This window comes from Tateyamaria sp. (assembly GCF_039945315.1).
In the GTDB taxonomy this organism is placed as follows: Bacteria; Pseudomonadota; Alphaproteobacteria; order Rhodobacterales; family Rhodobacteraceae; genus Tateyamaria.
In genome coordinates, this window is record NZ_JBDUXB010000060.1 from 68,436 (window position 1) to 93,655 (window position 25,220).

Below are 25,220 nucleotides of genomic sequence, written 5' to 3' on the forward strand. Positions count from 1 at the left end.
GTTCCAAATGATTGATCTTTATTTCTGGCCCACGCCGAATGGGTGGAAAGTCTCGATCGCGCTTGAGGAATTTGAGCTGCCCTACAGGACTCATCTGGTCAACATCGGCGCTGGGGATCAGTTCAAAGCGGACTTTCTCAAAATCTCGCCCAATAACCGGATGCCCGCGATCACGGACCCCGATGGGCCAGACGGTGCACCGATTTCGATATTCGAATCCGGCGCGATCCTGCAATATCTGGCGCGCAAGACTGGCAAGTTTTGCGGTGCGACAGAACGGGAGCGGGTCGCCGTGGACCAGTGGCTGATGTGGCAAATGGGCGGCGTTGGCCCGATGGCAGGGCAGGCGCATCATTTTCTGAAATATGCGCCGCAAATGGGGCACGACATTCCTTATGCCAAGGACCGTTACCGCAACGAAACCGGGCGTCTTTACGGGGTTCTGGATCGCCAGTTGGCCCAACATGAATTTGTCGCCGGTGACTATTCCATCGCTGATATGGCAATCTGGCCTTGGGCGTCATTGTGGGAAGGGCAACAACAAACCCTTGAAGACAAACCGCACCTCGCGCGTTGGTTGGACGTGGTGGGAGCGCGCCCCGCGGTTCAGGCTGGCCGCGCGCTGCATGCCGAATTGCGAAAAGAGCAGCAAGACAAAAAGGGACAGGACACTCTGTTCAAGCAAAAGAACTAAAGCGAAGATCCCAACAATCGTTCCAACCAAGACTTTCGTTCAAAATATCTTAACCATTCAAACGCCTTACCCGCTCGCCGCAACCCGGCTATGCAGGATTGGCATTGGTATTCTGCGCTGCAGCATCCTAAGTGTATCTCATCGGGAGGACGAGTTTTCAAACCGAAAAGAGGCACACGATGGCATACGTAACAGAAACACACAGCTCCATTTTTTCGAACATTTGGGCACACATCAGCGTCTTTTTCACAATGGTCGGGCGCGCGATGGCAATGTCCACTGCAAACGCTGCAGAAGCAAGGTTTCGTCAGATCGAAGCGCTGAATGCAAAAACGGATGAAGAATTGAAGGTTATGAACTTGCGCCGCGAAGATATCCCAACTTTCGTCTTCCGCGACCTGATGCATCTCTGATCCTCTAACAAAAGCCTGGGTAACCCCCGGGCTTTTTGCTTATCAACGCATGCGACGCCCTGGTGTCGCTTGACACCCTACGCCCGGCCCTTCAACGGTGGGCGCAATGTTAGACCTGCGACCCATCGGATACGTGATCGGCCTGCTTGTTGCGATGCTCGGGCTTGCAATGCTGGTGCCTCTGTTTCTTGATCTGACAGACGGCAACGGGCATTGGGCCGTATTCGCTGAAAGCAGCATCATCACGCTGGCCGTCGGCGGCATTATTGCTCTGAGTTGTTCCAACAGCGTCGGCGAAGGCCTGACAATCCAGCAAACCTTTTTGCTGACCACCGGCGTTTGGCTGGCGCTTCCCATCTTTGGGGCATTGCCCTTTTATTTCGGCGCAACCGAGGCGCGCTTTGTAGACGCGTTCTTTGAGGCGATGTCGGGCCTCACCACCACCGGCTCAACTGTCTTTTCCGGGCTCGAAGAGTTGCCGCGCGGTCTGCTGCTGTGGCGCGGGATCCTGCAATGGCTGGGCGGCATCGGCATCATCGTTGTGGCTATGGTGTTCCTTCCCGAACTTCGGGTCGGTGGCATGCAGATATTCCGCACCGAAGGCTTTGACACGATGGGCAAAATCCTGCCCCGTGCTACGGAAATCGCCAGCCGCATTTCGGTCATTTATGTGGGTCTTTCGCTGATCTGCGCCTTGGCTTACGTCAGCGCGGGGATGGGTCCATTTGATGCGGTGGTGCATGCCATGACGACCATCGCGACCGGGGGGTTTGCCAATTACGATGCCTCTTTCGCAGCCTTTAACCCAGCAGTGTCTTACGTGGCCTGCCTGTTCATGATCCTTGCGGCGTTACCATTTGTGCGTTTTGTCCAACTCAGCGCTGGTACCGCACGGCCCATGTTGCGCGACACACAGATCCACGTTTTCCTGGTCACAGCGTTCATAATCGTGTCCCTGATCACGGGCTGGAACCTGTTGCAGGCAAACGCCAGCGGAGAAGAAGCGTTACGCCTTGCAATGTTCAACTCGGTTTCGCTGATGACGGGCACTGGTTATGCCAATGCCGACTACAACCAATGGGGCAGCTACGCGATTGCTGTGTTGTTCTTTACAGGCCTCATCGGCGGCTGCGCGGGCTCGACGGCCTGCTCGATCAAGATATTCCGCTACCAGCTGCTGTTTGCCTCGATCAAAACCCAATTGCAAAAAACGCGTAGTCCGCATGGCGTGTTCACTCCCCGCTATGCTGGCCGACGCGTGGGCGACGATGTTCTGAACTCTGTCATGTCGTTCTTCATGTTCTTTACTGTGACTTTGGGCATATTGTCGGTCGCATTGGCGATGACTGGCCTCGACTTCGTGACCTCCCTGTCGGGGGCCGCCACGGCACTTGCCAATGTTGGGCCCGGTTTCGGGAGCGAAATCGGGCCGTCCGGTAATTTTGCGGGTCTCAACGACACGGCCAAATGGTTGTTGGCCGCTGCCATGCTGATCGGCCGTCTCGAATTGATGGCCGTCTATGTGATTTTCACCGTTGGTTTCTGGAGAGCCTGATGACCCAAACGCGCCCCCTTGGTGCCCAGATTTCCCATATGCTCAAGGATCGCGGGGTCGATGTGATCTTTGGCATTCCGGGCGTGCACAATCAGGAAATGTACCGCGGCATCGAAGAGGCTGGGATCACCCATGTGCTGGCGCGGCACGAGCAGGGGGCGGGGTTCATGGCCGATGGTTATGCGCGGGCCAGCGGTAAACCCGGCGTGGCTTACGTGATTACAGGGCCGGGCCTGTGCAACATCATGACGCCGATGGGGCAGGCCTATTCAGACAGCGTCCCGTTGCTGGTGATTTCATCCTGTCTCGATGAAACGGCGGCGACCAGGGGCCAGCTACACCAGATGAACGACCAACGTGCCGCAGCTGAGACAGTATGTGACTGGTCGCAAGAGGCGCGCAGCGCTGAAGCGGCCTATGCATTGATTGACCGGGCAATGATCGAGTTTGACACCACACGCCCAAGATCAAAATCAATTTCCGTACCGATCGCCAAGCTGGAAGCGCCGGCGCATGCGCATCCTCCGGTACAGAGCAAACCCAAACGCCCCGTACAGCACCGTGCAGGTGTTATCGCTACTGTGCACAACCTGTTGAAACAGGCCGAAAAGCCGCTGTTCATTCTTGGTGGCGGCGTGACAGGTGGGCCGATTGCCAGCTTGACAGTTGGAGCTTGCAAAGCTGCTTCGTTCACGACCTACGCGGGACGCGGCCTCATACCCGCAGATGCAGAGTTTCACTTCGGCGCCATGCTGCCGCGCCCCGATAGTGCGAGGGTGATTGCACAAGCCGATCTGGTCATCGCGGTGGGGACGGAACTTGCCGAAGTTGATTTGTGGCGCGACACTCTGGGTCACACAGGCACACTCGTGCGGGTGGATATCGATCCAGAGGTTCTCGCCGACCATCATCGTGCGGACTATCAGCTCTTTTATGATGCGGATGCATTTCTCGCTGACCTTAACGAGATGGATGTGACCCGTCAGGCATCAGGTTGGGATGCAGCGGAAGTGGCAGCGGCACGCAGCCGCTGGCGGGCGGAGGTCGATGCAGAACGCCCTGGAATTGTGCCCGTCTGTGGTGCTTTACGCGAAGCTGTACCAGCCGACACCATGATCTATTCCGACATGACCCAATTGGCCTACACGGCCAAGGAAGTCTGGGACATGGGCCGCCCCGGACACTGGCATCACCCCACGGGCTTTGGGACGCTGGGTTACGCGACGCCTGCCGCCATTGGCGGCGCCGTGGCGCGCAAAGGCCTGCCGACTATGGCGATCATTGGAGACTATGGTTTTCACTATACTATGGCCGAACTTGGCGTTGCCGTGGAGCTCAAACTCCCACTCCCCATTGTCCTTTGGGACAACACCAAACTGGGCGAGATTGAGGACAGCATGGTGCGCGCTCAGATCGCACCCAACGCAGTGGTTGCGCACAATCCGAACTTCTGCAAACTGGCTGAAGCGTTCGGGGCCAAGGCAGTTGCACCAACCACACTCAAAGACATGCAAGACGCTGTCCGCGCCGCCTTTGTCGCGGAAGGTCCGACCCTCATCTACCTCACGCCTGATGTCGTAGGCGCAGCCTAAAGGTTTCTTTTGGCCTGAAATACTGTGGGAGGAGGAGTGCGGGCGCCGGAGGCGGTGCAGCCACAATCCTACAGTTGCCTAAGGCTCTACTGATCCCAGCAACTCACCAGAACTGTCATGCCGGTCGCTTCGCCCGTCAGATCAATCGGATCAATCGGCGTTCCGCTATCCGTGCCAGCCGCGGCAAGACCGGCCTGTTCCAGGACGGCCTGCAAGGCAGTGCGGTCCAGTGCAAATTGCACACCCTGAGGCAGTGCACGGCCCGATTGGGTGTCAGGCAGCAACATGCCCAACACGCCGCCGCCTGCGTCCAGCACTGGGCCGCCCGCATCTCCGGGCAGCGTGCCCATGTTGATGCGCAGCACATCTGTTTCTCCGCCGAGACCACGCACATCTGACAATGTGCCAAAAGTCATGGAGGGCGCGCCAAGCACGCCTTCAAAACTATAGCCTGATGTGGCCACTTCGGACTGCAGTCGGGGGGTCGCGTCGCTGAAACGGGCGATGGCCAGCGGAGCCAGCTCCGCGGAAGGTTTCAGAACCGCCACGCCGCGCGCGGCGTCGACCAGCGTCACTTCGGCCTCTGTTTCACCATCCAGCGTCACGCGCCCGCAGGAACCGATCACTTCAGACGTTGTTAAGACGGTGCCGCGCTGATCAACGAAAAAGCCCGAGCGGGACAGGCGCGGTTTGCGGATCTCAAGGCCCGAAACAAGATCAATCGCCTGCTGATCGCTGGTTGCACTCGGTGGAATCACGGCAGCAAGCCGTTCAAAGCTCTCGTCCATTTCAGCTATCAACCGGCCGCGGCGTTCTTCGTCCCCAGCAGGCCAGACGAGAGTAAAACCTTTGATCTGCCCGTCTTCCAGAGTGACCCGGGTTTCTGAGATGCGTGACGCGTCTTGTCCGACCAGAACAAACGAACTGTCACTGCGGTCACGCGTTCCGTTCAAGGGGACAATGTCGAGCGTCTGCATGATGTCATAAAGGCCATACAGGGTGGACTGATCGCCCTCTTGCGAAATTAGCAAAACAGTCGCCTCCACGTCTCCTTGAGAGGTGTAATGCGCAAATGGGTATTCGTATTTCTCAAAAGCAACGATATCGAGCGGTAACATCATCTCGATGCCGGCTGTTTCATCGCGCACTGGCGTCAGACCCAAACCATTCAGCACGGCATTGTAGTCCTGCAACAATGCTGCGCGCTGGGCGGTGGTCAGAATACCCGTAACCTCGAACCCCTTTTGCGCCTGCCATGTCGACATGGATGCCCGGGTTCCGCGGCCAAAGGCACCGTCGATGATACCGGGATAAACACCGGCCCACTTGAGCATCACCTGCAATTTTTCCCGTTCGGACGGGGGCAAAAGACGTTCGTTGCGCTGGGCCTCGGCGCGGGTCTCGTCGGGTGGGGTAGGTGCCGGTGGGGCTACGGCTGGCTCTGCGACAGGTGTCGCCTCGGGCACAGACGTGACCGGGGCATTCACCACGCCGCGATCCAGCACATTCGCGCCCACAGGCCAGAACTGTTGGCGAAAGGTAGTTCCAAGGGCGATGTAGCTGTCCGGCGGGATAACTCGTTCGGCGCGGTAAACCCGCAGCACCTGTTCTGCATCGTCCCGCGTGTAAGGCCCAAGGGAAATTCCGTACCACCCGCCGCCCAGAGCAAACCCGTTTACGTCCGGCAGATCCGAGGCATAGATACGGGCACGCTGGGTGGCGTCAGTCAGGTTTGGTTGTGCCTCGATCTGCACCCACACGAAGTCTTCCTGTGCCAGAGCAGCACAGCACCACGTCAAGGTAATCGCCCACGCAACCGCAACCGTTCTGAAAAACACCCAATATCCCCTTTGATGGTCTTTATGCCGATTTACCTGACCCGCAGACTAAGCAGGAAACCGCACAATGAAAATGGGGGAAAACGCCCCAAAAAGACACCTCGCGTGCAATTGACCTCTCCCGGGGCGGGCCGTAGGAAAGGCGCGCATCCATCAAAGGGTCATGCCCATGTCCGATCTGCCCAAAACACCGCGTTCGTTTCAGGAAATCATCCTGAGATTGCAGACCTATTGGGCGACCAAGGGCTGTGCGATCCTGCAACCCTATGACATGGAAGTCGGGGCCGGGACGTTCCATCCCGCGACCACCTTGCGCTCTCTTGGCACACAGCCTTGGGCGGCGGCCTATGTGCAGCCCTCACGCCGACCCACCGACGGGCGCTACGGCGAAAACCCCAATCGGTTGCAACATTATTACCAGTACCAGGTGCTGATCAAACCCAGCCCACCGGACTTGCAAGAACTATACCTCGGTTCGCTTGAAGCTATTGGCGTCGACATGGCGCTGCACGACATCCGATTTGTCGAAGATGACTGGGAAAGCCCGACGCTGGGCGCATGGGGCCTTGGCTGGGAAGTCTGGTGCGATGGTATGGAAGTCTCTCAATTCACCTACTTCCAGCAGGTTGGTGGCCACGATTGCCACCCAGTTTCGGGCGAGTTGACCTACGGCCTTGAGCGTCTTGCCATGTACATCCTTGGTGTTGATCACGTCATGGACATGCCGTTCAACGATCCGCAAACGCCGATCGCGCTCAACTATGGCGACATATTTAGACAAACCGAAGAAGAATACGCCCGCTGGAACTTTGACACTGCCAACACCGAAGTGTTGCTGCGCCAATTCGAAGAGGCCGAGGCCGAGTGCGCCAAAACGCTGGCCGCCGAACATGTGGACCCCAAGACGGGCAAAAGGATCATCATGGCTCATCCGGCCTATGACCAGTGCATCAAGGCTTCCCACATCTTCAACCTGCTCGACGCACGTGGTGTCATCTCGGTCACCGAACGGCAGGCCTATATCGGGCGCGTGCGCGCGCTAGCCAAGCAATGCGCGGATGCTTTCGTACAGACCCGCGCAGGGGGCTGGACGCCAGAGGCTGCGCAGTGAGCGGAAAACTCATAGGATTGATCATCTTGATAGGCTCACTGATTGGCGGCATCGCCCTTTATTACCTGCAAGTTTACGGCTTTTATGAACCTGTCGTTGAGGCCGAGGTGCAGCTCGTCTCGGTCGTTTCAGACATGCCTGAACCCATCACAATCGACGATTTTGAAGCGATTGACGCCGAAAGTTCACCGATCCGATACCGCGCCTGCTTTACAACGGATTTGTCGCTGGCGCTTTTGACTGAAACCTATGTCGGACTCGCCGACGCGACCCCGCGCAATGCGCCGCACTGGTTTGACTGCTTTGACGCCGAAGCCATCGCAGCCGAACTTGATGCAGGCACAGCGCTGCCTTTCCTCGGTGAGAAAAACATAGAATTTGGCGTCGACCGGATTGTGGCCATTACCGAAGACGGGCGGGGCTATGTCTGGCACGAGCTCAACGATTGTGGCGAAAAAGCTTATGATGGGACGATAGTGGGGGAAGAGTGCCCACGACGAGATCAGCCATGATACACGACATTCCAGCCTTTATTGCGGCTACGCTGGGCTTTGCCGTGTTTATCGCAGGCACCATGCTGAATGCCCGTTTTGCGCTGCTGCGTCAGTTCAACATACCTGAGCCGGTTTCGGGCGGGCTTCTGGCTGCTGTGTTGGCGCTGTTGCTGTACCTTCTTGCCGGTACTGAGTTGAACTTTGACATGCAGGCGCGCGATTTTTTCCTGGTGCTTTTCTTCGCAGGTATCGGGTTGAATGCACGTCTTGGCGATTTGATCAGCGGCGGTATTCCGCTGCTTCTGCTGCTGGTGCTGACGGTCGCCGCAATCGTTATCCAGAACATCATTGGGGTCAGCGGCGCCGCGCTTTTCGGCTATCCTGTACAATCTGGAGTGCTGTTTGGTTCAGCCGCGTTGATTGGAGGGCATGGAACGGCCATCGCATGGGCGCCCGAAGTGGCCGATGCCACCGGGCTGGCCAACGCACAGGAACTTGGCATTGCGGTCGCTACGCTTGGACTTGTGGTCGCGGCGCTTATTGGCGGACCTATTGCGCGTTATCTGATCGAGGGTAAGGGACTTGAACCCTCTCGACCGGAAGCCGGCAACACCATTGGTGTGCCCCACGACGCAACCGAAGAAGCATCGGCGATCGAACCGATTTCTGTAAGTCGGGCACTTTTGTACCTCAACCTGGCCGTTATCCTTGGTTACGGACTGAGCCTCGTTCTGACGGAGGCCGGGGTCAAATTGCCGCTCTTTGTGCCTTGCCTGATCATGGGTATCGTGATCGCCAATGCACGCAGTCTTCTCGTGCCCCGTGCCGCACCAGTTTCGCGTACACCTGCTCTCGCATTGATCACAGAAATCGCGCTGGGTGTATTTCTCGCCATGTCGCTGATGTCGCTGCAACTGTGGACGCTTGTGGCGCTAGGACCTGCGATTGCGGTGATCCTAACGGCGCAGACGCTGATCACGGTCGGTTTTGTGATTTTCATCCTGTTCCCGGTGATGGGCGGCGGTTATCGCGCTGCGGTTCTGGCCGCCGGTTTCGGGGGCTTCTCCCTTGGTGCAACACCCACGGCGATCGCCAATATGACGGCTGTGACCAAACGCTATGGTCCCTCACCAATGGCTTTTGTCATCCTGCCCTTGGTCTCTGCGTTTTTTGTCGATATTGCCAACGCCATCGCCATCCAGTTTGTCGTTAACTTTTAGGCCGCCCCTATGCCAGATCTCCTGATCGAACTCTTTTCCGAGGAAATCCCAGCGCGCATGCAGAAACGCGCGAGTGAGGATTTGCAAAAGCTGGTGACAAATGGCCTTGTCGAAGCGGGGTTGACCTATGCCTCTGCTGCGGCATTCGCGACCCCGCGACGCCTGGCCTTGACGGTTGAGGGCGTGCTGGCAAATTCGCCGACAACCCGCGAAGAGCGCAAAGGCCCCCGCGCAGATGCGCCTGAAAAGGCAATCGAGGGGTTCTTGCGCGGCGCTGGCCTGACCCGCGATCAGGTCGAGTCGCGTGAGACGCCCAAAGGTCCTGTGCTGTTTGCCGTAATCGAAAAGCCGGGCCGCTCGGCAGGCGAAATAATCGCCGAGGTGCTGGAACAAACGGTGCGCAATTTCCCTTGGCCCAAGTCCATGCGCTGGGGCACCGGTGCCCTGAAATGGGTGCGCCCGCTGCACAGTATTCTGTGCATTCTGAGCGATGAGGCGGGCAGCGAAATCGTACCGCTCGACATCGACGGGATTGCGTCTGGCGACAGCACGAAGGGCCATCGCTTCATGGCGCCCGCCCCGTTTTCTGTCACGACATTCGAGGATTACGCAACCAAGCTCAAACGCGCCCATGTCGTACTGGACGCAGCCGAGCGGGCCGACGCGATCTGGCATGAGGCCACAAACATGGCCTTTGCCAGCGGGCTTGAGGTTGTTGAGGATGCAGGCTTGTTGGCCGAGGTCGCAGGGCTTGTGGAATGGCCTGTGGTCCTGATGGGCAAGATCGGGGATGATTTCCTCGACCTGCCACCAGAAGTGCTGCAAACCTCGATGAAAGAGCACCAAAAGTTCTTTTCGGTAATGAACCCCAAAACAGGCCGGATCGAGCGTTTCATCACAGTGGCCAACCGTGAAACGGCAGACAATGGTGCCACGATCCTTGCTGGCAACGAAAAGGTGCTGAGCGCGCGCCTAGCAGATGCGAAATTCTTCTGGGAAAACGACCTGCGCGTGGCCAAGTCTGACATGACTGTTTGGACGCAAGCCCTTGAAAACGTGACCTTCCACAACAAGCTGGGCAGTCAGGCCGACCGCATCAGCCGCATCTCGGCACTGGCCCGCGACCTCGCCCCCGCGGTGGGCGCAGACCCGGATATGGCAGAAGAGGCCGCACGTCTGGCCAAGGCCGACCTCAGCTCTGAAATGGTCTATGAATTCCCAGAACTTCAAGGGCTTATGGGGCGGTACTATATCGGTGAGACCGAGAAAAACGTTGCCGTGGCTGCGGCAGCGCAAGAACACTATTCCCCGCTCGGGCCCTCCGATGACGTTCCGACGGCACCTGTATCAGTCGCCGTGGCGCTGGCGGACAAGCTGGACACGTTGACGGGTTTCTGGGCGATTGACGAGAAACCGACCGGCAGCAAAGACCCATTTGCACTGCGCCGAGCGGCGTTGGGTGTTATCCGTCTGATCACTGACAACGACATTTCGGCACCTCTAGACCAATATATCGACAGCGAGTTGTTGAAATACGAACTCACGCAGCTTCGCAAAAACGGGAGTGAGCAGGACCTGTTCACGCTTGAAAGCACGCTGGACGAGATTTCGAAACATGGTGTTTTTGGATCGGCGTTCCGTGCCGTCGTGAATCATATCAAGACGTCAGGGGATCATTCTTTTGAACCGGATGTTCAGGAGGGTTCTGTGCTAAAGTCCGTAGCCGACGGAATTGAGCAAAAATCGATTGACCTCCTATCCTTCTTCCATGACCGCCTCAAAGTCTACCTACGCGATCAAGGCATTCGTCACGACATCATCGACGCCTGCATCGCAATGGAGGGAAATGACGACCTCACTCTCCTCGTCAAACGTGCGCGCGCGCTCAATGAAACGCTCGCGACAGACGACGGTAAAAACCTCATCCAAGGTTTCAAACGCGCCAACAACATCCTTACGCAGGCCGAAGAGGCCGACGGCGTCGAATATTCCTTTGGCGCAGACGTGAAATTTGCCGACACGGACGAAGAACGCGCTCTTTTCGCCGCCCTCGATCAGGCCGAAGCCAAAATTTCGCCTGCAATGAAAGATCAGGACTTCACCACCGCCATGTCAGCTATGGCTGCACTGCGTGGACCCATCGATGCTTTCTTTGAGGCAGCGCAGATCAACACTGACAACCAGACCCTGCGGCGCAACCGCCTGAACCTGCTCAGCCGGATCCGCACGCTGTGTCTGTCTGTCGCTGACCTTACCAAAATCGACGGCTAAGGTTTCTTCTGACTTAAAAATACCATCTAGACGGCGCTGAGCGTCGGGAGCAAAGCCACTAGTCGGGCTCGCCATAGGCGTATCCCTGCATCCCTCTTGTCACATCAAGTTTACACTCTATGCTGCGCCGCGAGAGGAACGCCGCAGTGCAGAATAATCCGAATACCACGCTGGTCACACCCATCGCGCCAATCACCACGGCGACACACGGAGGGCGTGCAAAATGTCTCCAGCGGCTGGCCCGGCTGGAACTGCCTGTGCCGACAACCGTGGCGCTGTCATTTGATTCTGTTCACAAGATCGCCAGCGGTCATCTGCCCGATATCGAAGCGATTTTGAAGCAATTTCCGCAGGATGCACTGCTCTGCGTGCGCCCATCGTCTGAAGATCCTGACTGGGGTGGCCCTTCCGCGATCCTCAACATCGGAATGAACGAAGCGCGCTACGAAGTGCTGTGTGGCACCCTTGGCACCGACTCCGCTGCGGCTCTTTTCACGCGCTTTGTGCAAAGCTACGCGATTCACGTTGATCGGCTGGACCCGGACATGTTTGACGACATCGCGGGCGAAGGCCCTGCCGCGTTGGCTGATGAACTCAACGCTTATGAAGCGGAAACCGAAACGCCGTTCCCCGCCACGCGCGCTGAACAACTGGCTGGGGTGCTTAAGTCCATGGCCCGTGCTTGGGAAGGAACCTCGGCTCGGCTGCTGCGGCAGGCCAAGGGCGCGCCGCTTGATGCTGGCTTGGGTCTTGTGATCCAGCAGATGGCCTTTGGTGTGGGGCAGGGGGAATGCGGCTCAGGCGTGTTGCAACTCGTCTCGTCCAAAACGGGAATGCCGCAAATCACAGGGCGCTATTTGCGCCAGTCTCAGGGGCGCGACGCCCTAAGGGCAGACGCCGCCAGCCTGTTTATCACCCGAGATCCGCGTGGCCCTTCCCTCGAAGAGACTTTGCCAGACTGTTTCGCCCAACTGGTCAGCCATGCCCAGTTGATGCGCGCCAAATTGCGCGAAGAGATGCAGGTAGAGTTTACCATCGAAAACGGCGAGTTGCGCATTCTTGATGGGGTGCGCGTGGCGCGCTCTTCCCGTGCTGCTGTGCGGATTGCAGTGCAACTGGCGCGCGACGGCATCATTGCTCGCGAAGAAGCGTTGTGTCGGGTTGAACCCAACACGCTCAACGAACTTCTCCACCGTCAGATTGACCGACATGCCAAGCGGGACCTGCTTGGAACCGGGATTGCGGCAAGCCCCGGGGCGGCCACGGGCAAGCTGGTCTTTACGGCAAACGAGGCGCAGGCAAGTGCGGCCCGGGACGAGGATTGCATCCTGGTACGCCGCGAAACTTCACCAGAAGACATCCGGGGCATGCACGCGGCTCGCGCCATCATCACCGAACGCGGAGGCATCACCAGCCATGCGGCCGTCATCGGACGTGGGATCGGTTTGCCCTGTGTTGTTGGGGTCAGTGACATGCGGTTTCAGACCCGCAGAGGACAATTGGTCACCAGCGATGGCCGCGTCATCACAGCCGGAGAGGTTGTCACCGTCGACGGCACTAACGGCACCATTCTTTTGGGTGCGCCGGAAATGCTTGAAGCCGCTTTGGATGACGCCTTTCAGGACCTGATGGATTGGGCCGATGAGGTGCGCGATATCGGCATCCGCGCCAATGCGGACACTCCCGCTGATGCCCAGACCGCGCGCAACTTTGCAGCACAAGGCATCGGGCTGTGCCGTACGGAGCATATGTTCTTTGATGCGGGGCGCTTTACGGTCATGCGCGAGATGATCTTTGCCGAAAGCAGCGATGACCGCCGCGCGGTGCTTGAACGGCTCTTGCCCATGCAACGAGCCGATTTCATCCAGCTGTTCAACATCATGCAGGGGCAACCTGTGTGCATTCGTTTGTTCGACCCGCCCCTGCATGAATTCCTGCCCAACGACCGCAACGGCCAGCGCGAACTGGCCGAAGCGCTGGACCTGCCGCTGTCTGACGTGACGCGCAGGATTGAGGCGATGATGGAATACAACCCCATGCTGGGTCTGCGCGGCGTGCGCCTTGGCGTGACGGTGCCCGAAATCTACGACATGCAAGCCCGCGCTATTTTTGAGGCCACGATCGAGGCTAGCCGCGACGGCGATCCGGTTGTGCCTGAAATCATGATCCCGCTGGTCAGTGCCAAACGGGAAGTCGAACTGGTCCGCACGCGGATCGACGCGATTGCTGCGGCCGTCAGCACCGAGAAAGGGGCGACGTTCACCTATAACCTTGGCGTCATGGTCGAAACACCACGTGCCGCACTGCGCGCCGGGGACATTGCGCAGCATTGTTCATTCCTTAGTTTTGGTACCAACGACCTGACGCAGATGACTTATGGTCTTAGCCGCGATGATGCAGGTCGGTTCATGTCCGATTACGTGCGCCAAGAGGTTTTTGTCGAAGACCCGTTTCACAGCCTGGACATCGACGGCGTCGGCGAGTTGCTCAAACTAGGTGCGGAACGTGGTCGCAGCGCCCGCCCGGGTATTACGTTATCTCTTTGCGGTGAACACGGGGGCAACCCCGAATCGATTGCGTTTTGCCGGTCAGCAGGGTTTGATTACGTCTCGTGTTCTCCGTTCCGAGTACCCGTTGCCCGGCTTGCAGCAGCCCAGTTGGCGATTGCGAGTCAAATAGAATAATAAAAACAGGCGTTTGACGGCTTATTGTGGTGCTAAATTACCCCGTGTTGCACTGTGTGCAGGGCGGGTTCCCGCACGCGATATGCCACAAAACTGGACGATCCCGTTAATTTTCGTTAAGTGCCCTTTTGTTCTTAAGATCCTGGGGGTCACTTTTATGCGGTTTTTCCTTAAATCCGCCACATTCGTGGCGGCACTCACTATCTTTGCGTCCGGCCTATCTGCCGAAACACGCACCATCGATCCAAACAACGCACTACGACAGGCCGAGTTGCGCGGCCTGAGCTCCGTACCAGCTTCTCGCTTTACTGGCTTGCTCACAGCACCAAAAGCCGAGACGCCAGTGTCGTTCTCCCGAAGCTGGCTTGATACACAACCCACCGCGACAGGTGGTGCCGAATGGAAATGCCTGTCCGAAGCGCTGTACTTTGAAGCGCGGGGTGAAACGCTTAAAGGTCAATTCGCTGTCGCCGAAGTGATCATCAACCGTGTCAAAAGCAGTCGTTTTCCCGATAACGTTTGCGGTGTGATCAATCAGGGTACCGGTAAAAAGTATCAGTGCCAGTTCACGTACACCTGTGATGGCAAATCCGACGCTATCCGCGAACCTGCCGCCTATACGTCGGTTGGCAAAGTGGCCCGCGCTGTGCTTGACGGCCAAGCGCCTGCCTTGACCAGCGGCGCCACGCACTATCACACCACGGCTGTGCGTCCAAAATGGGCTCGCGTTTACAGCAAAACGGCCTCGATTGGCGTGCATCTGTTCTATCGTCACACGTACCGTACGGCCAAGAACTAAAGCGATCTGACGCTTTTGAACGCAGGGGCGGCGTGTTTGCCCCTGTGCTTTGGACGGAACGAGCGCTAGAACGGCGGCGCTGTTCCCTTCGACGAAAAGGCATATCCGCTTATGGCTTCCGAAATTCGCCTCGCCTTTTCACACCCTTCTGAGCGGTCCGAAGCAACCGCGACCAGCGCGCCACTTGATCGCATTTCCGTGCGCGATCACATCGTTGATGTCGAAATCGGTGCTTTTCAGGCTGAACGTGGAGTAACCCAGCGTATTTGTTGCAATGTGGTTGTTGAAGTGCGCCCACTCACTGGCCCCATCGACGACGATGTGGATCGCATCCTCAGTTACGACAAAGTTACTGAGGCCATCGCATATGAACTGTCCGACGAGCGGTTGAACCTGCTTGAGACTCTGGCGGAACGGGTCGCGGACCGTATCTTGCTGGAACCTCAGGCCATGCGTGTCTTTGTGCGTATTGAAAAGCTGGACCGCGGCCCTGGCGCGCTTGGGGTCGAGATTGTGCGCTCGCGCGGGACAGTGCGCCCGATCGAGGCGGCCGATGCTGAGGTGTTGCATCCGGAACTCGTATATTTGTCCAATATGGCGATTGCGTCACCCCATATGGGGGGGTGGATTGACCAGCTAGAGGCCTTGGGTCGCCCATTGATCTTTTGCGTTGGCCCTGATGATGCGGCGGCTCCCGTGGCAAGCCACCCTCTGGCCCAACGCCGCATTGATTTGCTGGCAATTGAACAGAACGCTTGGGTGCTGGCCTCCCGCGATGCGCGCTGCAAGGTTGTGGACACCCGGACCGAGCTCGATTGGGCTATGCGCAATGGCCAGATTTGCATCTGGGCCCCGTCCAAGATTGTGCTCGACGCTGTGGATGGCCCCTCGGCCAAGGGTGCGGATGCGGTGGCGTTGGCCTCGTGGTTCGCGGCAACCTTTGAGGCGCGCGAGATGTTGGTGATCGGCGACGAAGCCCCCGAAGAGGCCCCCGTCGCCCTGCGCATGATGTCTGTCACCCAAGCCAAAATCTAAGCGATGCGCTATGTCCGACCGTTGATGCAGGTGGGGCCGGCTAAGCCGTCGGAGGCCGTGCCTTTTGGCTGGTGCTGGTTCACCCATGTCGAAGTGCTCAGCCGCACCGAACCGCCGCAGACCGTCCCCGTGGCCGAGATCACAGACGCAGAACGCGCGCGTTTTGTCGGTGCAGCGGCAGCTCCGAAACTCATGGGGATCCTCAACACAACGCCCGACAGTTTTTCTGACGGCGGTGCTTTTGACACTCTGGAGGCAGGTATCGCTCAGGGACGTGCGCTTGTGTCTGCTGGGGCAGACATCCTCGACATCGGTGGCGAATCCACACGCCCGGGCGCCAGCCATGTACCGAAGGAGGTCGAAATAGGCAGGACCGCACCTGTCATCGCCGGACTGCGCGCATCGGGCATCACCACGTCCATCTCGATCGACACGCGCAAAGCGCCCGTGGCCACGGCCGCATTGGATGCTGGCGCGAATATCGTCAACGACGTTTCCGGCTTTACTTTCGATGCTGATCTCGCGCCCCTGTGTGCGGCGCGTGGCGGGCCAGTCTGCGTAATGCATGCGCAGGGTGAGCCGCAGACCATGCAGAATAACCCAACATATGACGATGTTCTGCTCGACGTGTACGACACGCTAGCGGCGCGGATTGAAATGCTGATGTCCCTCGGCATTCCCCGCGACCAGATCACCGCTGATCCGGGCATCGGATTTGGCAAAACGTTGGAGCATAACCTCGCCATTTTGCAACGGATCAGTCTGTTTCATGGGCTGGGTGTTCCCATTCTTTTGGGTGCTTCGCGCAAACGGTTCATCGGTACGCTGGGAAACGCGCCCGAGGCGCAAGACCGCGCGCCCGGTTCTGTCGCCGTGGCACTGGCGGCCATCGCCCAAGGGGTGCAGATCATCCGTGCTCATGACGTGGCAGAACATGCGCAGGCCATTGCGCTGTGGCGCGCTGCTGTGGCACATCCCTGACATGAGCAAGCTTTTTGGAACTGACGGCGTGCGCGGCACGGCCAACACCGCCCCCATGACGGCCGAAACCGCACTGCGGATTGGTGCCGCTGTGGGACGTTACTTTAGCCGTGATGGGGACTCGGTCCACCGTGTGGTGATCGGCAAGGATACCCGCTTGTCGGGCTACATGTTCGAAAACGCGTTGACGGCGGGTCTGACCAGTACGGGTATGAATGTTCTGTTGCTCGGACCTGTTCCAACGCCTGCTGTCGGACTGCTTACTCGGTCCATGCGCGCTGATCTTGGCGTCATGATTTCGGCCAGTCACAACCCAGCTATAGACAACGGGATCAAGTTCTTTGGCCCGGATGGGTACAAGCTAAGCGACGAGGTCGAGGCCGAGATCGAAGCACTGGTGGCGGCTGGAGTTGACCCTGTTCCGGCAGCCGAGATCGGCCGTGCCAAGCGGATCGATGATGGTCGTTTCCGCTATGTGGAGCGGGTCAAATCCTCCTTTCCACGCCAGATGCGGCTTGATGGTCTGAAGGTGGTCGTGGATTGCGCCAATGGGGCGGCCTACCGGGTCGCGCCGGAGGCTTTGTGGGAACTTGGGGCCACGGTGATCCCCGTGGGCACCACACCCAACGGGCACAACATCAACGACGGCTGCGGCTCTATGCATCCGCAGACTGCCGCCGAGGCGGTTGTGGCCCATGGTGCAGATGTGGGAATTTGTCTGGACGGTGATGCAGACCGCGTGATCCTGCTGGATGAAAAGGGGCGGGTCGGGGACGGCGATCAATTCATGGGGTTGATGGCGGCTCGCTGGGCAGCAGAGGACCGTCTAAAGGGCGGGTCACTTGTGGCGACCGTAATGTCCAATCTTGGACTTGAACGGTTCCTGCAAAGTAAGGGTGTTGGGCTGGAGCGGACCTCTGTCGGGGATCGGTATGTTGTCGAACGTATGCGATCGGGCGGGTACAACCTCGGCGGTGAGCAGTCTGGCCATATTGTGATGACCGATTATGCGACCACCGGCGATGGGCTGATGGCTGCTTTGCAATTCCTCGCGGCAATGATCGAAAGCGACAAGCTGGCCAGTGAGGTGATGCATGTCTTTGATCCCGTGCCTCAACTGTTGAAGAATGTGCGCTATGCGGCGGGGCAAACCCCGCTTGAAATTGGCTCTGTCAAAGACGCGATTGCTGAGGCCGAAGCGGACCTGAGCGGCAATGGGCGGCTGTTGATCCGCAAATCTGGCACGGAGCCTTTGATCCGCGTGATGGCGGAAAGCGAGGATGAGTCGGTGTTGCACGCCTCCGTCAACGCGGTGGTGGCTGCCGTCACAGAAGCGGTCGGCGCGTCAGAGTAAGGCGGCGTTTTACGCCGCCGTCCTCGCGAACAGGCGACGCAACGCGCCAAACTGGCTTAGGCCAACCCCAATCAGGATTAGCGCCAAAGCCAGTAACAGGCTTGCAGGCAGTGGTTCACCCAATAGCCACACCCCCATCAGCACGGACCACACCGGAACCTGATAATTGGTCAGCGACATGAACACTGGCCCGGCGCTGCGGATCACCAGCACGCGTAACATGTTCGCAGCCGCGGTAGGGATCAGACCGAGAAAGCCAATGACCAGGAGTGTCTTGGCGTCTGGCAGGGGGGGAGGCCCTTCGTTAATCAACGCCAGCGGGACAGTGATCAACGCCGCGATGATTAGAATGATCGTCGACAGTCCGATGGGATCAATCGCAGGCAGCCTACGCATCAGCACGGAACTGATCCCGTAACAGCAGGCGGCAGACACGCAGGCCACGCGCCCGGCGGTTTCCAATGTGGCGCCTGAGCTTTCAAAGGCCTGCGCGCCGATCAGCACGCACACCCCAACAAACCCGATGGCAAAGCCCGCGCTGCGCCGCCATGTCAGGCGCTCACCGGGAATGAAGACGTGGGCCAGCGGCAACACGATCAGCGCGACGGATGCCATGGAGACTCCGGCAAAGCCGCCCGTTACATATTGCTGTCCCCATGCCAGCAGCATGAAAGGGATCGCCGTGCTGAAGCCTCCGATGGCCAGTAGAGTGAGGCGGGTGCTGGAGGGCGGTGGGCTGGCAAACAGGGTGCCGCCTCGCATTTGCCAGACTGGCACCATCAAAAGGGCGGCGAAGGCGACCCGAAACGCGGCGAGCCAGAAGGGGGTGATCCCCTCTAGCGCGACTTCGGTCACCAGGAACGTTGCCCCCCATGTCAGGCCCAGCGTGGCCACCATTAACCAGCTGACCCACGTGATGTTGGGACTATCCGTCATGCAAAGCTTTGCTGTCGGCGGGCGCTTCGGCGCATTCCATCATCCCGTAGTCGCGGATGATGCCTGCCACCCGCAGGCGGTAGTCGTCGAAATGGATGTCGCGCCCCGCACTTTGGGCGGCGCGGTGATCGGGCAGTTTGCGCCAATGCTCGAGAGCCGCCTCGTCCTCCCAGAAGGAAAGGGAAAGAAGCTTGCCCGGTTCCATCAGCGACTCAAAGCGCTCGACCGAGATGAATCCGGGGATGTCGGCAAGATGATGTTTGAGGGCGGCGGCACGCTCCATATATGCGGCGCGGTGACCGTCCTTGAGCCAGACTTCGAAAATGACAGCGATCATGTGGTGCCTCCCATCGGTGTGGACACGCAGGTCAGCCATGTCCGATCTTCCTTGAGTATGAATTTCTCAGATTGTGCAAACAGGTAATTTTCATGCCCCAACGGATCGGCGGCGAGGCGCGCGCGGTAGGCTTCGTAAGCGGCAAGGTTTTCAATGTGGTAGATGCCATAGGCCAGGGTGGCTGAGCCTTCGTGCGGGGCAAAATAGCCGACAAGGTCGGCGCCGCAACGCGGGATCGCTTCGCCCCAGCGCTGGGCGTATTGCGCAAAGGCGGCGCGCTTTGTGGGGTCGATCTGGTACTGGATGATACATGTCAGCATGGGTTTTCTCCTATGGGTTTGTTGCAACGATTAGATCATTGTGATGCGTGAATAGTTCGGCTACGGTCAAACTATGAAAGAAGGCCCGGATATCTCGCGCATCGCCGCTCTGATCGGTGATCCCGCGCGCTCGAACATCCTGACTGCGCTGATGGACGGGCGGGCTTTGACCGCATCCGAGCTTGCGGAAGAGGCGGGCGTGGGCCTGCCGACGGCCAGTGGGCATTTGTCAAAATTGACCGAAGCTGCGCTGGTCACGCCGCGCAAATCTGGGCGGCACAAGTATTTTCAACTGACGGACGCAGAAGTGGCCGCCGTGTTGGAAGCGTTGATGGGGCTGGCCGCGCGTGCGGGGGCAACGCGGGTGCGCACCGGGCCGCGGGATGCGCAGATGCAAGTGGCACGCGTCTGTTACAACCATCTGGCCGGGCGCATGGGGGTGCAAATGTACAGCAGCCTTATTGGCCGTGGGCTGGTGGTGGAAATCGGCGAAGACGCAACGCTGAGCGATGCCGGTCGCAACTTTGCCGAGCAGTTCGGCATCGATCTGAAGGGTCTCGACAAGGGGCGCACGCGGCTGTGCCGGACGTGCCTTGACTGGTCAGAGCGGCGCAATCACCTTGCAGGGTCTTTGGGCCGCGCAATGCTCGACCGCATGGAGGAACAGGGCTGGATGGCCCGCGTGTCGGGGCAGCGAGTCATCAGAGTAACGCGCAAAGGGGAGCGCGCGTTTGAGGAGATGTTTGGGGTGGTCGGTTGAAAATGAACCTTATGGGGTTTGGGCGTGACTTTGTGGCGAAGGTCGGGTTTGAGCCTCGAGTGGACGATAGTGCAAACATAGCGAACGACCGCACTGAGCCCAAACCGGTTGGATTGAACATGAGGTGTTGCGCCCATTCCGCAAATTAGTCGCCTAGGCTAATCCAAAAGTTACTATGCGACTTATCCTGACTTTACTGCCACCCAACTAGCGTCGGCTTCAGTAACAATGGTCGAGACGTAGCAGCACAAAATCTTTAAAGTTCCGCCTCTATTGGAAGGTGCGCAAAAAACCACTCCTCCATTTTCTGGAATCCGCTACTTGCAGGTTCAGACAACAACACCTCGCTTTCTCCAATCCAGTTGATTTGACCTTCGGGGGTCAGAGCCAGTTGCCACGCACTTGTCTTGGCAAAGTCAGGCTCAGTTAGCGCCAGTAGCTTTTGACTGAGCGCCCGGCTGTCTACAACCAAACCGATCTCAGTGTTAATCCGCAAAGATCGAGGGTCTAAATTTGCACTGCCGACAAAGACCCGCTGGCCGTCGATAATCATATATTTGGCATGGAGGCCCAGCTTCTTTTGGCTGATCGGCGGCAAGATATACCGCGATCTACCTTGCCCCTGTACACGCAGTTCGTGCACCTGAGCTCCAAATGATAAAAGCTCGGACACATGGCTTCGGTATGCCGCATATGCCGAGACATGATTGTTAGAATTGATGGAGTTGGTCAGGATCCGCACTGTAACGCCACGTTCCGCTGCGTCTCGCAAGACAGCCGTCACGGGTGGCGTCGGAATTAAGTAGGCTGACACGATGACAACTTCTTTGCGCGCAGTGTTAACCAACTGCACTAGCTCGTCGGCGACCTGAACAGGTCGATCCCCTGGCGCATCAGGGGACACACTGGGTGGCTTGTCTACGTAGAGCCTTGCGGTTCCGCGGAAGGATGTCTGAACGGTCTGTCGCCACAATTCATCACGCGTGTCATTACCTAAAACCGGGAATGATGAGGATATCCCCTCTGCTCGCTGACTGACCGTGGTGCGCATAGTCCTTCGTGCTCCAAGATGGCCGACTGCATCTATCGGAAAGGACCAATGGTCATTCCAATAGGTGTCAAATGACATGGCAATCTTAGGAACAATCGGACCACCAACCAGTAACTCCATGTCCCGGAAGTTATATTCCTTGTCGATCCCGAAGTATTCATCCGCAAGGTTGCGTCCGCCGATAATGGCCACCTGATTATCGACCACCATCGTTTTATTGTGCATCCTGTGATCAAGCCGGTCAAACTCAGACAGATTGAGAACTTGCCTGGAAACGGCGTTGGTGGAACGGCGTTTGTAGGGATTATAAACGCGGTATTGTATGTTTTGATGTTCGTGCAGCGCCAGTATCTGTTGATCTGCTCCTGCAAGGAATGAGTCATCGATCAGAATTTTGACGTCGACGCCCCGGTCTGCTGCCTGAATGAGGCGGTCATGTATCAAGCTCCCTGACTTGTCCAAAGTCCAGATGAAACTTTGTAGATTTATTGATTGCGTAGCGGAGTCGATCGCATGCAGACGCCATTCCAGCGCCGTTTTCCCGTCATTGAGCGGAACTTGCCAATTGCCGGCATAAATACGGTCTAATTCTGGCCACACACCTGTTGCCGCGGGCGCGCTTGTAGATTGCCCGGGCAAAAATATTGGTTGAAGCTCAGCACAAGCTGCCAGAAAAATCGACAGGGCTAGAAGCAGGGATTTCAAAATTGAATGCGTTTTCATGCCAGTTAAGTCGCCTTTCAATCACGCCAACACTAACTGGCGCAATTACCGTCGTATACCATTGTCGTTCTGTAGTCGTCGCTGGGCTCCACGGAGAAGACATATGACACGCTTACGCGCGTCTCTACGGTCGGGGCAGAACGCAAGGCTCAGTGCGACGGGCCTTCCCAAAACTTGACTGAAGAAGTTGGCCGATCACAGTAACTAAGCAGATCCGCTCAGAAGCGGCTTTCGGCCGCTTCGTCCGCAACTTTGTAGTAGGCCCTTTAATTTTCGCTGCGGATTGCACTAACGGCCGCTTTTCTGCTGCGATGCGGCCGATGGCTTCAGACAATTTTATGCGGCAACTGCTCGGTTGGTAAACGGGGTATGTCTACTTTGGGCTCAGTGCAGTCGTACCAGGCCTTGTAGTCCAACGACCGCTCGGAACAGCCGAATGCCCGAGCATCGGGCCGCGCCGCTGAAGGCGCTGAATTTTCTGCGTTTTAGGAATGGCTGCTTACGGAACGCAGTCCAAGCTTTCCCCGCTGCCCCGCGGCATGTCCGCTTCGAGCCTAGTGCGGCGGATGCAGCGCTTGGCCTAGATGGCGGCACTGCCGTTTCGCATCAGCCGATGCCCCTATTCGGCCCGTGGAAGCAAGCCAGCAGACATGGAATGTCTCGAGACATATAGAAGCCCAGACAGAGAAGAAGGCAGCTTGATCTGATCGCAAAACTGTCCAGACTAAAAAGTATGCTCAAGGCCGCATAGTTGGTGCTGTTTCCGACACCTCTGGGACAATTGGACTGTGCCAAATGCAAAACGAAAGGACACCACTTAATGAAGTTACTTGCAGGTGTTGTTCTAGGCATTTTTGTCGGAACTTTGGGGACCACGGTATTCATTGTCAATCGGGTGAACGCCCTTGCCAAAGTCGATTTCTCAGTTGTGACGCCATCTGTATCATCAACAGTGTTATCGGCGGTCCGCGATGCTGAAACTGATTTCTATGCCCAACAACCAGCACTGCGCCGACTGATCGAATACGGGCAAGATGTCGCCGCGTTCTTGTCTCCATCGCTTGTCTACAAGTTTGATTTTTCAGTGGGACCGTTCCGCCTAAAAGGGCACACTTTAAATGAGACCATCCCTTGGGCCCTCGAGAATGGATATCTCGAACTGCAGAGGAGTCCCTTGGCAGACTTTCACTGGCTGTACGTGTATTTGGCGGAACAGCCAGGCTTGGCAGATTGGGGCGCCGCCGTTCTTCTCGAGCGTTTGCGTCAAAGGCATCCTCAGCTGTCGAAACTATCGTGGCAGGAGATTTCTGCGGACCCAAATCTGATCGCAAAGGTCTATTCTGGCTACATCGGAGCCGGTGGTGACTGGGAAGCTTGGAAAGCCGATGTGATACCTGGTCGGGTGGCGGCAGAGCGCATGAAATTGGATAGACAAGGGAATTTAGCAAGTGACGAGTAAGGAAAACCCGAAGTTCTTCTTGGATCGTCTAAGACGCGCACCTCTACTGGTCACCTTTGGTGCCATTTTGTTGTACTTTTTTATTTTGGCAGCGCCGTCTCTCCTGTCGTCAACGTCTTTTGGCGGGGACGTATCCAAAACGCCGCAATCTCTGCCCAAAAACCAATTGCCGCTAGAAATCGGTCTCGCAACTTCGGCTCTTTTTATCGTCTTCCTTTTGGGTTGGCGGCGTGACGCTAGGGTCACGTCGAAACCTTCCTGGAGCGGTTTTTGGTACGCCGTGCCACCTACAGCGATCACACTACTCATATTGGGGATTGGAGTAGCAACGGCCAGCCTACAGGGAATAGACGCGAAGCTCCTGCTGACAAGCGAATTGGTGATGGCAACACTGTTACTAGTGATTTTTGTCGGGGTTTTCGAAGAAACACTCTTTCGAGGCATTGTTTTGCACGGCCTTGAGATCCGCTTTGGTCCGATCATTGCTCTTTTGGGTTCGTCAGTTCTGTTTGGATCTATGCATTATGTAAATTGGGTCGGGGGCCAAGACCTTCTATCGACACATCAACAAGTAATCCACGCTGCGCTAAGCGGAGTTCTTTATGGAGCGATCGCACTTCGGTGCCGTTCAATTTGGCCAGGAGTTTTTCTAAACAGCCTTTGGGATTTTACCGTATGTGAATGGTGCCTTGGGGGCCGGCAACCCAGTGCAAGGTGATCAGGTAACCACCTCCGAAGGTTTTGGTGCCATGATCTTCCTGTTCCTGTTACGCTATTTCGAGCCGATCCTTGGCCTCATCGCGCTCCTTGGCTGGTTCAGGTGGTCCAAAAAACAGAATCCGACCAGATCAGATGATGAATGTTGACGGGCTCTTCTCAAATCCTGACAATCTACGAACGTTAATCAGTTGGGAGCCAGAGCCATGAAGAAACGAGTTTTACTAGGTTTGATCAGTCTGTGCTTTAGCGCCACCGCAGTTTCCGCCTTCGACCGAGAGACAACAGATGCGTTAAAGGCGTGTCACGATTATGCGTGGAGCGTGGATGAATACACGGATTTGCCAAATGCCGCAGTATCCGTCTATCCACTGATGACTGATGGCAATGTAATCACAACCGTTTGGCACATTATGTGGGATGATCCGGTTGTTCGGGCCGCTGGCAATTGCACAGTGATCGAGGGAAACGTTGAAGGCTTTGAAGACTACACCAAGCAAAATTGAGCGAGAGATGCGCGAGATCGGCTATCATATCGGATGCCTCGCACTGAACGATCTGTATTAGGAGAACAAGCCAAGTGATGAAGGAGATATCTCGACTGATGACAGTCGCAGCGGCTGCATCCCTGTTTCTAGGCGTGGCCGGTTGCGATGTCGCCGCACCAGCTATTGCCGTCGACGACCCGGATCCTGATCTCAATTTCGTACGAAGTTATCGAAGCCCTTCTGACGAATTGCCTAGCCTGATCTGACTGGTCCAATTTGATTGTTAGTGCATGACTGGTCGTCGGTCTATTGGCATGATGGTTTCCGTAGCCGGAGGCCGATATCCCAAGGCGCTGTGAGGCCGTTTCGTGTTGTAGTGTTTTCTCCA

Annotated in this window: 24 protein-coding genes; 18 read left to right on the forward strand and 6 right to left on the reverse strand. The window is 57.3% G+C overall.

The genetic code is table 11. The annotated features are described in order from the left end of the window. Nucleotides 1-7 precede the first annotated feature (7 nt). The 4 genes from ABJD00_RS19975 to ABJD00_RS19990 all read left to right on the forward strand — a co-directional run bounded on the left by ABJD00_RS19975 (nt 8) and on the right by ABJD00_RS19990 (nt 4,254). The gene (locus ABJD00_RS19975; RefSeq protein ID WP_413831179.1) at nt 8-694 is read left to right on the forward strand and encodes a glutathione S-transferase N-terminal domain-containing protein; all 687 of its coding nucleotides are present in this window, start codon (nt 8-10) and stop codon (nt 692-694) included. Nucleotides 695-873: 179 nt separating this feature from the next. Further along, nucleotides 874-1,107, forward strand: a complete 234-nt coding sequence (locus ABJD00_RS19980; RefSeq protein ID WP_413831181.1) for a hypothetical protein — start codon at nt 874-876, stop codon at nt 1,105-1,107. A gap of 106 nt (nt 1,108-1,213) precedes the next feature. Beyond that, a complete protein-coding gene (locus ABJD00_RS19985) occupies nt 1,214-2,662 on the forward strand; it encodes a TrkH family potassium uptake protein (protein ID WP_413831183.1) in 1,449 nt (482 codons plus the stop codon). A gap of 38 nt (nt 2,663-2,700) precedes the next feature. Then, the gene (locus ABJD00_RS19990) at nt 2,701-4,254 is read left to right on the forward strand and encodes a thiamine pyrophosphate-binding protein (RefSeq protein WP_413831227.1); all 1,554 of its coding nucleotides are present in this window, start codon (nt 2,701-2,703) and stop codon (nt 4,252-4,254) included. Between the two features lie 86 nt (nt 4,255-4,340). On the opposite strand, the gene ABJD00_RS19995 is transcribed toward ABJD00_RS19990, so the two are convergent. After that, the gene (locus ABJD00_RS19995; RefSeq protein ID WP_413831185.1) at nt 4,341-6,092 is read right to left on the reverse strand and encodes a serine protease; all 1,752 of its coding nucleotides are present in this window, start codon (nt 6,090-6,092) and stop codon (nt 4,341-4,343) included. Nucleotides 6,093-6,261: 169 nt separating this feature from the next. Between ABJD00_RS19995 and ABJD00_RS20000 the strand changes: the two genes are divergently transcribed. The 9 genes from ABJD00_RS20000 (at nt 6,262) to glmM (ending at nt 18,041) form a co-directional block, all read left to right on the forward strand. Next, nucleotides 6,262-7,203, forward strand: a complete 942-nt coding sequence (locus tag ABJD00_RS20000; protein ID WP_413831187.1) for a glycine--tRNA ligase subunit alpha — start codon at nt 6,262-6,264, stop codon at nt 7,201-7,203. Continuing rightward, entirely contained in the window at nt 7,200-7,715 is a 516-nt protein-coding gene (locus ABJD00_RS20005; protein ID WP_413831189.1) for a DUF6446 family protein, read from the forward strand. Before ABJD00_RS20000 ends, ABJD00_RS20005 begins: the two co-directional genes overlap by 4 nt. After that, the gene (gene gltS / locus ABJD00_RS20010) at nt 7,712-8,917 is read left to right on the forward strand and encodes a sodium/glutamate symporter (RefSeq protein ID WP_413831191.1); all 1,206 of its coding nucleotides are present in this window, start codon (nt 7,712-7,714) and stop codon (nt 8,915-8,917) included. The genes ABJD00_RS20005 and gltS overlap by 4 nt, the downstream gene beginning before the upstream one ends. A gap of 9 nt (nt 8,918-8,926) precedes the next feature. After that, nucleotides 8,927-11,188 carry a glycine--tRNA ligase subunit beta gene (glyS, locus tag ABJD00_RS20015; RefSeq protein ID WP_413831193.1) on the forward strand — a complete coding sequence of 754 codons (2,262 nt, stop codon included), beginning with the start codon at nt 8,927-8,929 and terminating at the stop codon, nt 11,186-11,188. Between the two features lie 119 nt (nt 11,189-11,307). Beyond that, the gene (locus ABJD00_RS20020; protein WP_413831195.1) at nt 11,308-13,872 is read left to right on the forward strand and encodes a putative PEP-binding protein; all 2,565 of its coding nucleotides are present in this window, start codon (nt 11,308-11,310) and stop codon (nt 13,870-13,872) included. Nucleotides 13,873-14,029: 157 nt separating this feature from the next. Then, complete coding sequence (locus ABJD00_RS20025) at nt 14,030-14,671, forward strand: cell wall hydrolase (RefSeq protein ID WP_413831197.1); 642 nt, start codon at nt 14,030-14,032, stop codon at nt 14,669-14,671. A 111-nt stretch (nt 14,672-14,782) separates the two neighbouring features. Continuing rightward, nucleotides 14,783-15,706, forward strand: coding sequence for a dihydroneopterin aldolase (locus ABJD00_RS20030; RefSeq protein ID WP_413831199.1), 924 nt, complete (start codon nt 14,783-14,785; stop codon nt 15,704-15,706). A 3-nt stretch (nt 15,707-15,709) separates the two neighbouring features. Next, on the forward strand, nt 15,710-16,687 hold the full coding sequence (gene folP / locus ABJD00_RS20035) for a dihydropteroate synthase (protein WP_413831201.1): 978 nt from the start codon (nt 15,710-15,712) through the stop codon (nt 16,685-16,687). Nucleotide 16,688: 1 nt separating this feature from the next. Further along, nucleotides 16,689-18,041: a phosphoglucosamine mutase gene (gene glmM / locus ABJD00_RS20040; RefSeq protein WP_413831203.1), complete on the forward strand. Its 1,353-nt coding sequence runs from the start codon at nt 16,689-16,691 to the stop codon at nt 18,039-18,041. A gap of 9 nt (nt 18,042-18,050) precedes the next feature. On the opposite strand, the gene ABJD00_RS20045 is transcribed toward glmM, so the two are convergent. The 3 genes from ABJD00_RS20045 to ABJD00_RS20055 are packed head-to-tail and all read right to left on the reverse strand — an operon-like array spanning nt 18,051 to nt 19,634. Further along, a complete protein-coding gene (locus ABJD00_RS20045; RefSeq protein ID WP_413831205.1) occupies nt 18,051-18,977 on the reverse strand; it encodes a DMT family transporter in 927 nt (308 codons plus the stop codon). Next, nucleotides 18,967-19,314, reverse strand: a complete 348-nt coding sequence (locus ABJD00_RS20050) for an antibiotic biosynthesis monooxygenase family protein (protein ID WP_413831207.1) — start codon at nt 19,312-19,314, stop codon at nt 18,967-18,969. Before ABJD00_RS20050 ends, ABJD00_RS20045 begins: the two co-directional genes overlap by 11 nt. After that, nucleotides 19,311-19,634 carry an NIPSNAP family protein gene (locus ABJD00_RS20055; protein WP_413831209.1) on the reverse strand — a complete coding sequence of 108 codons (324 nt, stop codon included), beginning with the start codon at nt 19,632-19,634 and terminating at the stop codon, nt 19,311-19,313. The genes ABJD00_RS20050 and ABJD00_RS20055 overlap by 4 nt, the downstream gene beginning before the upstream one ends. Before the next feature lie 73 nt (nt 19,635-19,707). Here ABJD00_RS20055 and ABJD00_RS20060 point away from each other — a divergent pair, with 73 nt between their 5' ends. Further along, the gene (locus ABJD00_RS20060; protein ID WP_413831211.1) at nt 19,708-20,394 is read left to right on the forward strand and encodes an ArsR/SmtB family transcription factor; all 687 of its coding nucleotides are present in this window, start codon (nt 19,708-19,710) and stop codon (nt 20,392-20,394) included. Between the two features lie 256 nt (nt 20,395-20,650). Here the strand turns inward: ABJD00_RS20060 and ABJD00_RS20065 are convergent, their stop codons facing one another. Continuing rightward, nucleotides 20,651-22,168, reverse strand: coding sequence for a phospholipase D-like domain-containing protein (locus tag ABJD00_RS20065; RefSeq protein WP_413831213.1), 1,518 nt, complete (start codon nt 22,166-22,168; stop codon nt 20,651-20,653). Nucleotides 22,169-22,988: 820 nt separating this feature from the next. Here ABJD00_RS20065 and ABJD00_RS20070 point away from each other — a divergent pair. From ABJD00_RS20070 to ABJD00_RS20085, 4 genes are all read left to right on the forward strand, one after another. Then, the gene (locus tag ABJD00_RS20070) at nt 22,989-23,627 is read left to right on the forward strand and encodes a hypothetical protein (protein ID WP_413831215.1); all 639 of its coding nucleotides are present in this window, start codon (nt 22,989-22,991) and stop codon (nt 23,625-23,627) included. Between the two features lie 382 nt (nt 23,628-24,009). Further along, the gene (locus tag ABJD00_RS20075; RefSeq protein ID WP_413831229.1) at nt 24,010-24,345 is read left to right on the forward strand and encodes a lysostaphin resistance A-like protein; all 336 of its coding nucleotides are present in this window, start codon (nt 24,010-24,012) and stop codon (nt 24,343-24,345) included. A gap of 205 nt (nt 24,346-24,550) precedes the next feature. Continuing rightward, nucleotides 24,551-24,850: a hypothetical protein gene (locus ABJD00_RS20080; protein WP_413831217.1), complete on the forward strand. Its 300-nt coding sequence runs from the start codon at nt 24,551-24,553 to the stop codon at nt 24,848-24,850. A 98-nt stretch (nt 24,851-24,948) separates the two neighbouring features. Then, on the forward strand, nt 24,949-25,098 hold the full coding sequence (locus tag ABJD00_RS20085; RefSeq protein ID WP_413831219.1) for a hypothetical protein: 150 nt from the start codon (nt 24,949-24,951) through the stop codon (nt 25,096-25,098). Between the two features lie 17 nt (nt 25,099-25,115). Here the strand turns inward: ABJD00_RS20085 and ABJD00_RS20090 are convergent. Continuing rightward, nucleotides 25,116-25,220 (reverse strand): integrase core domain-containing protein (locus tag ABJD00_RS20090; RefSeq protein ID WP_413831231.1); only part of this gene is annotated, 105 nt, incomplete at its 5' end.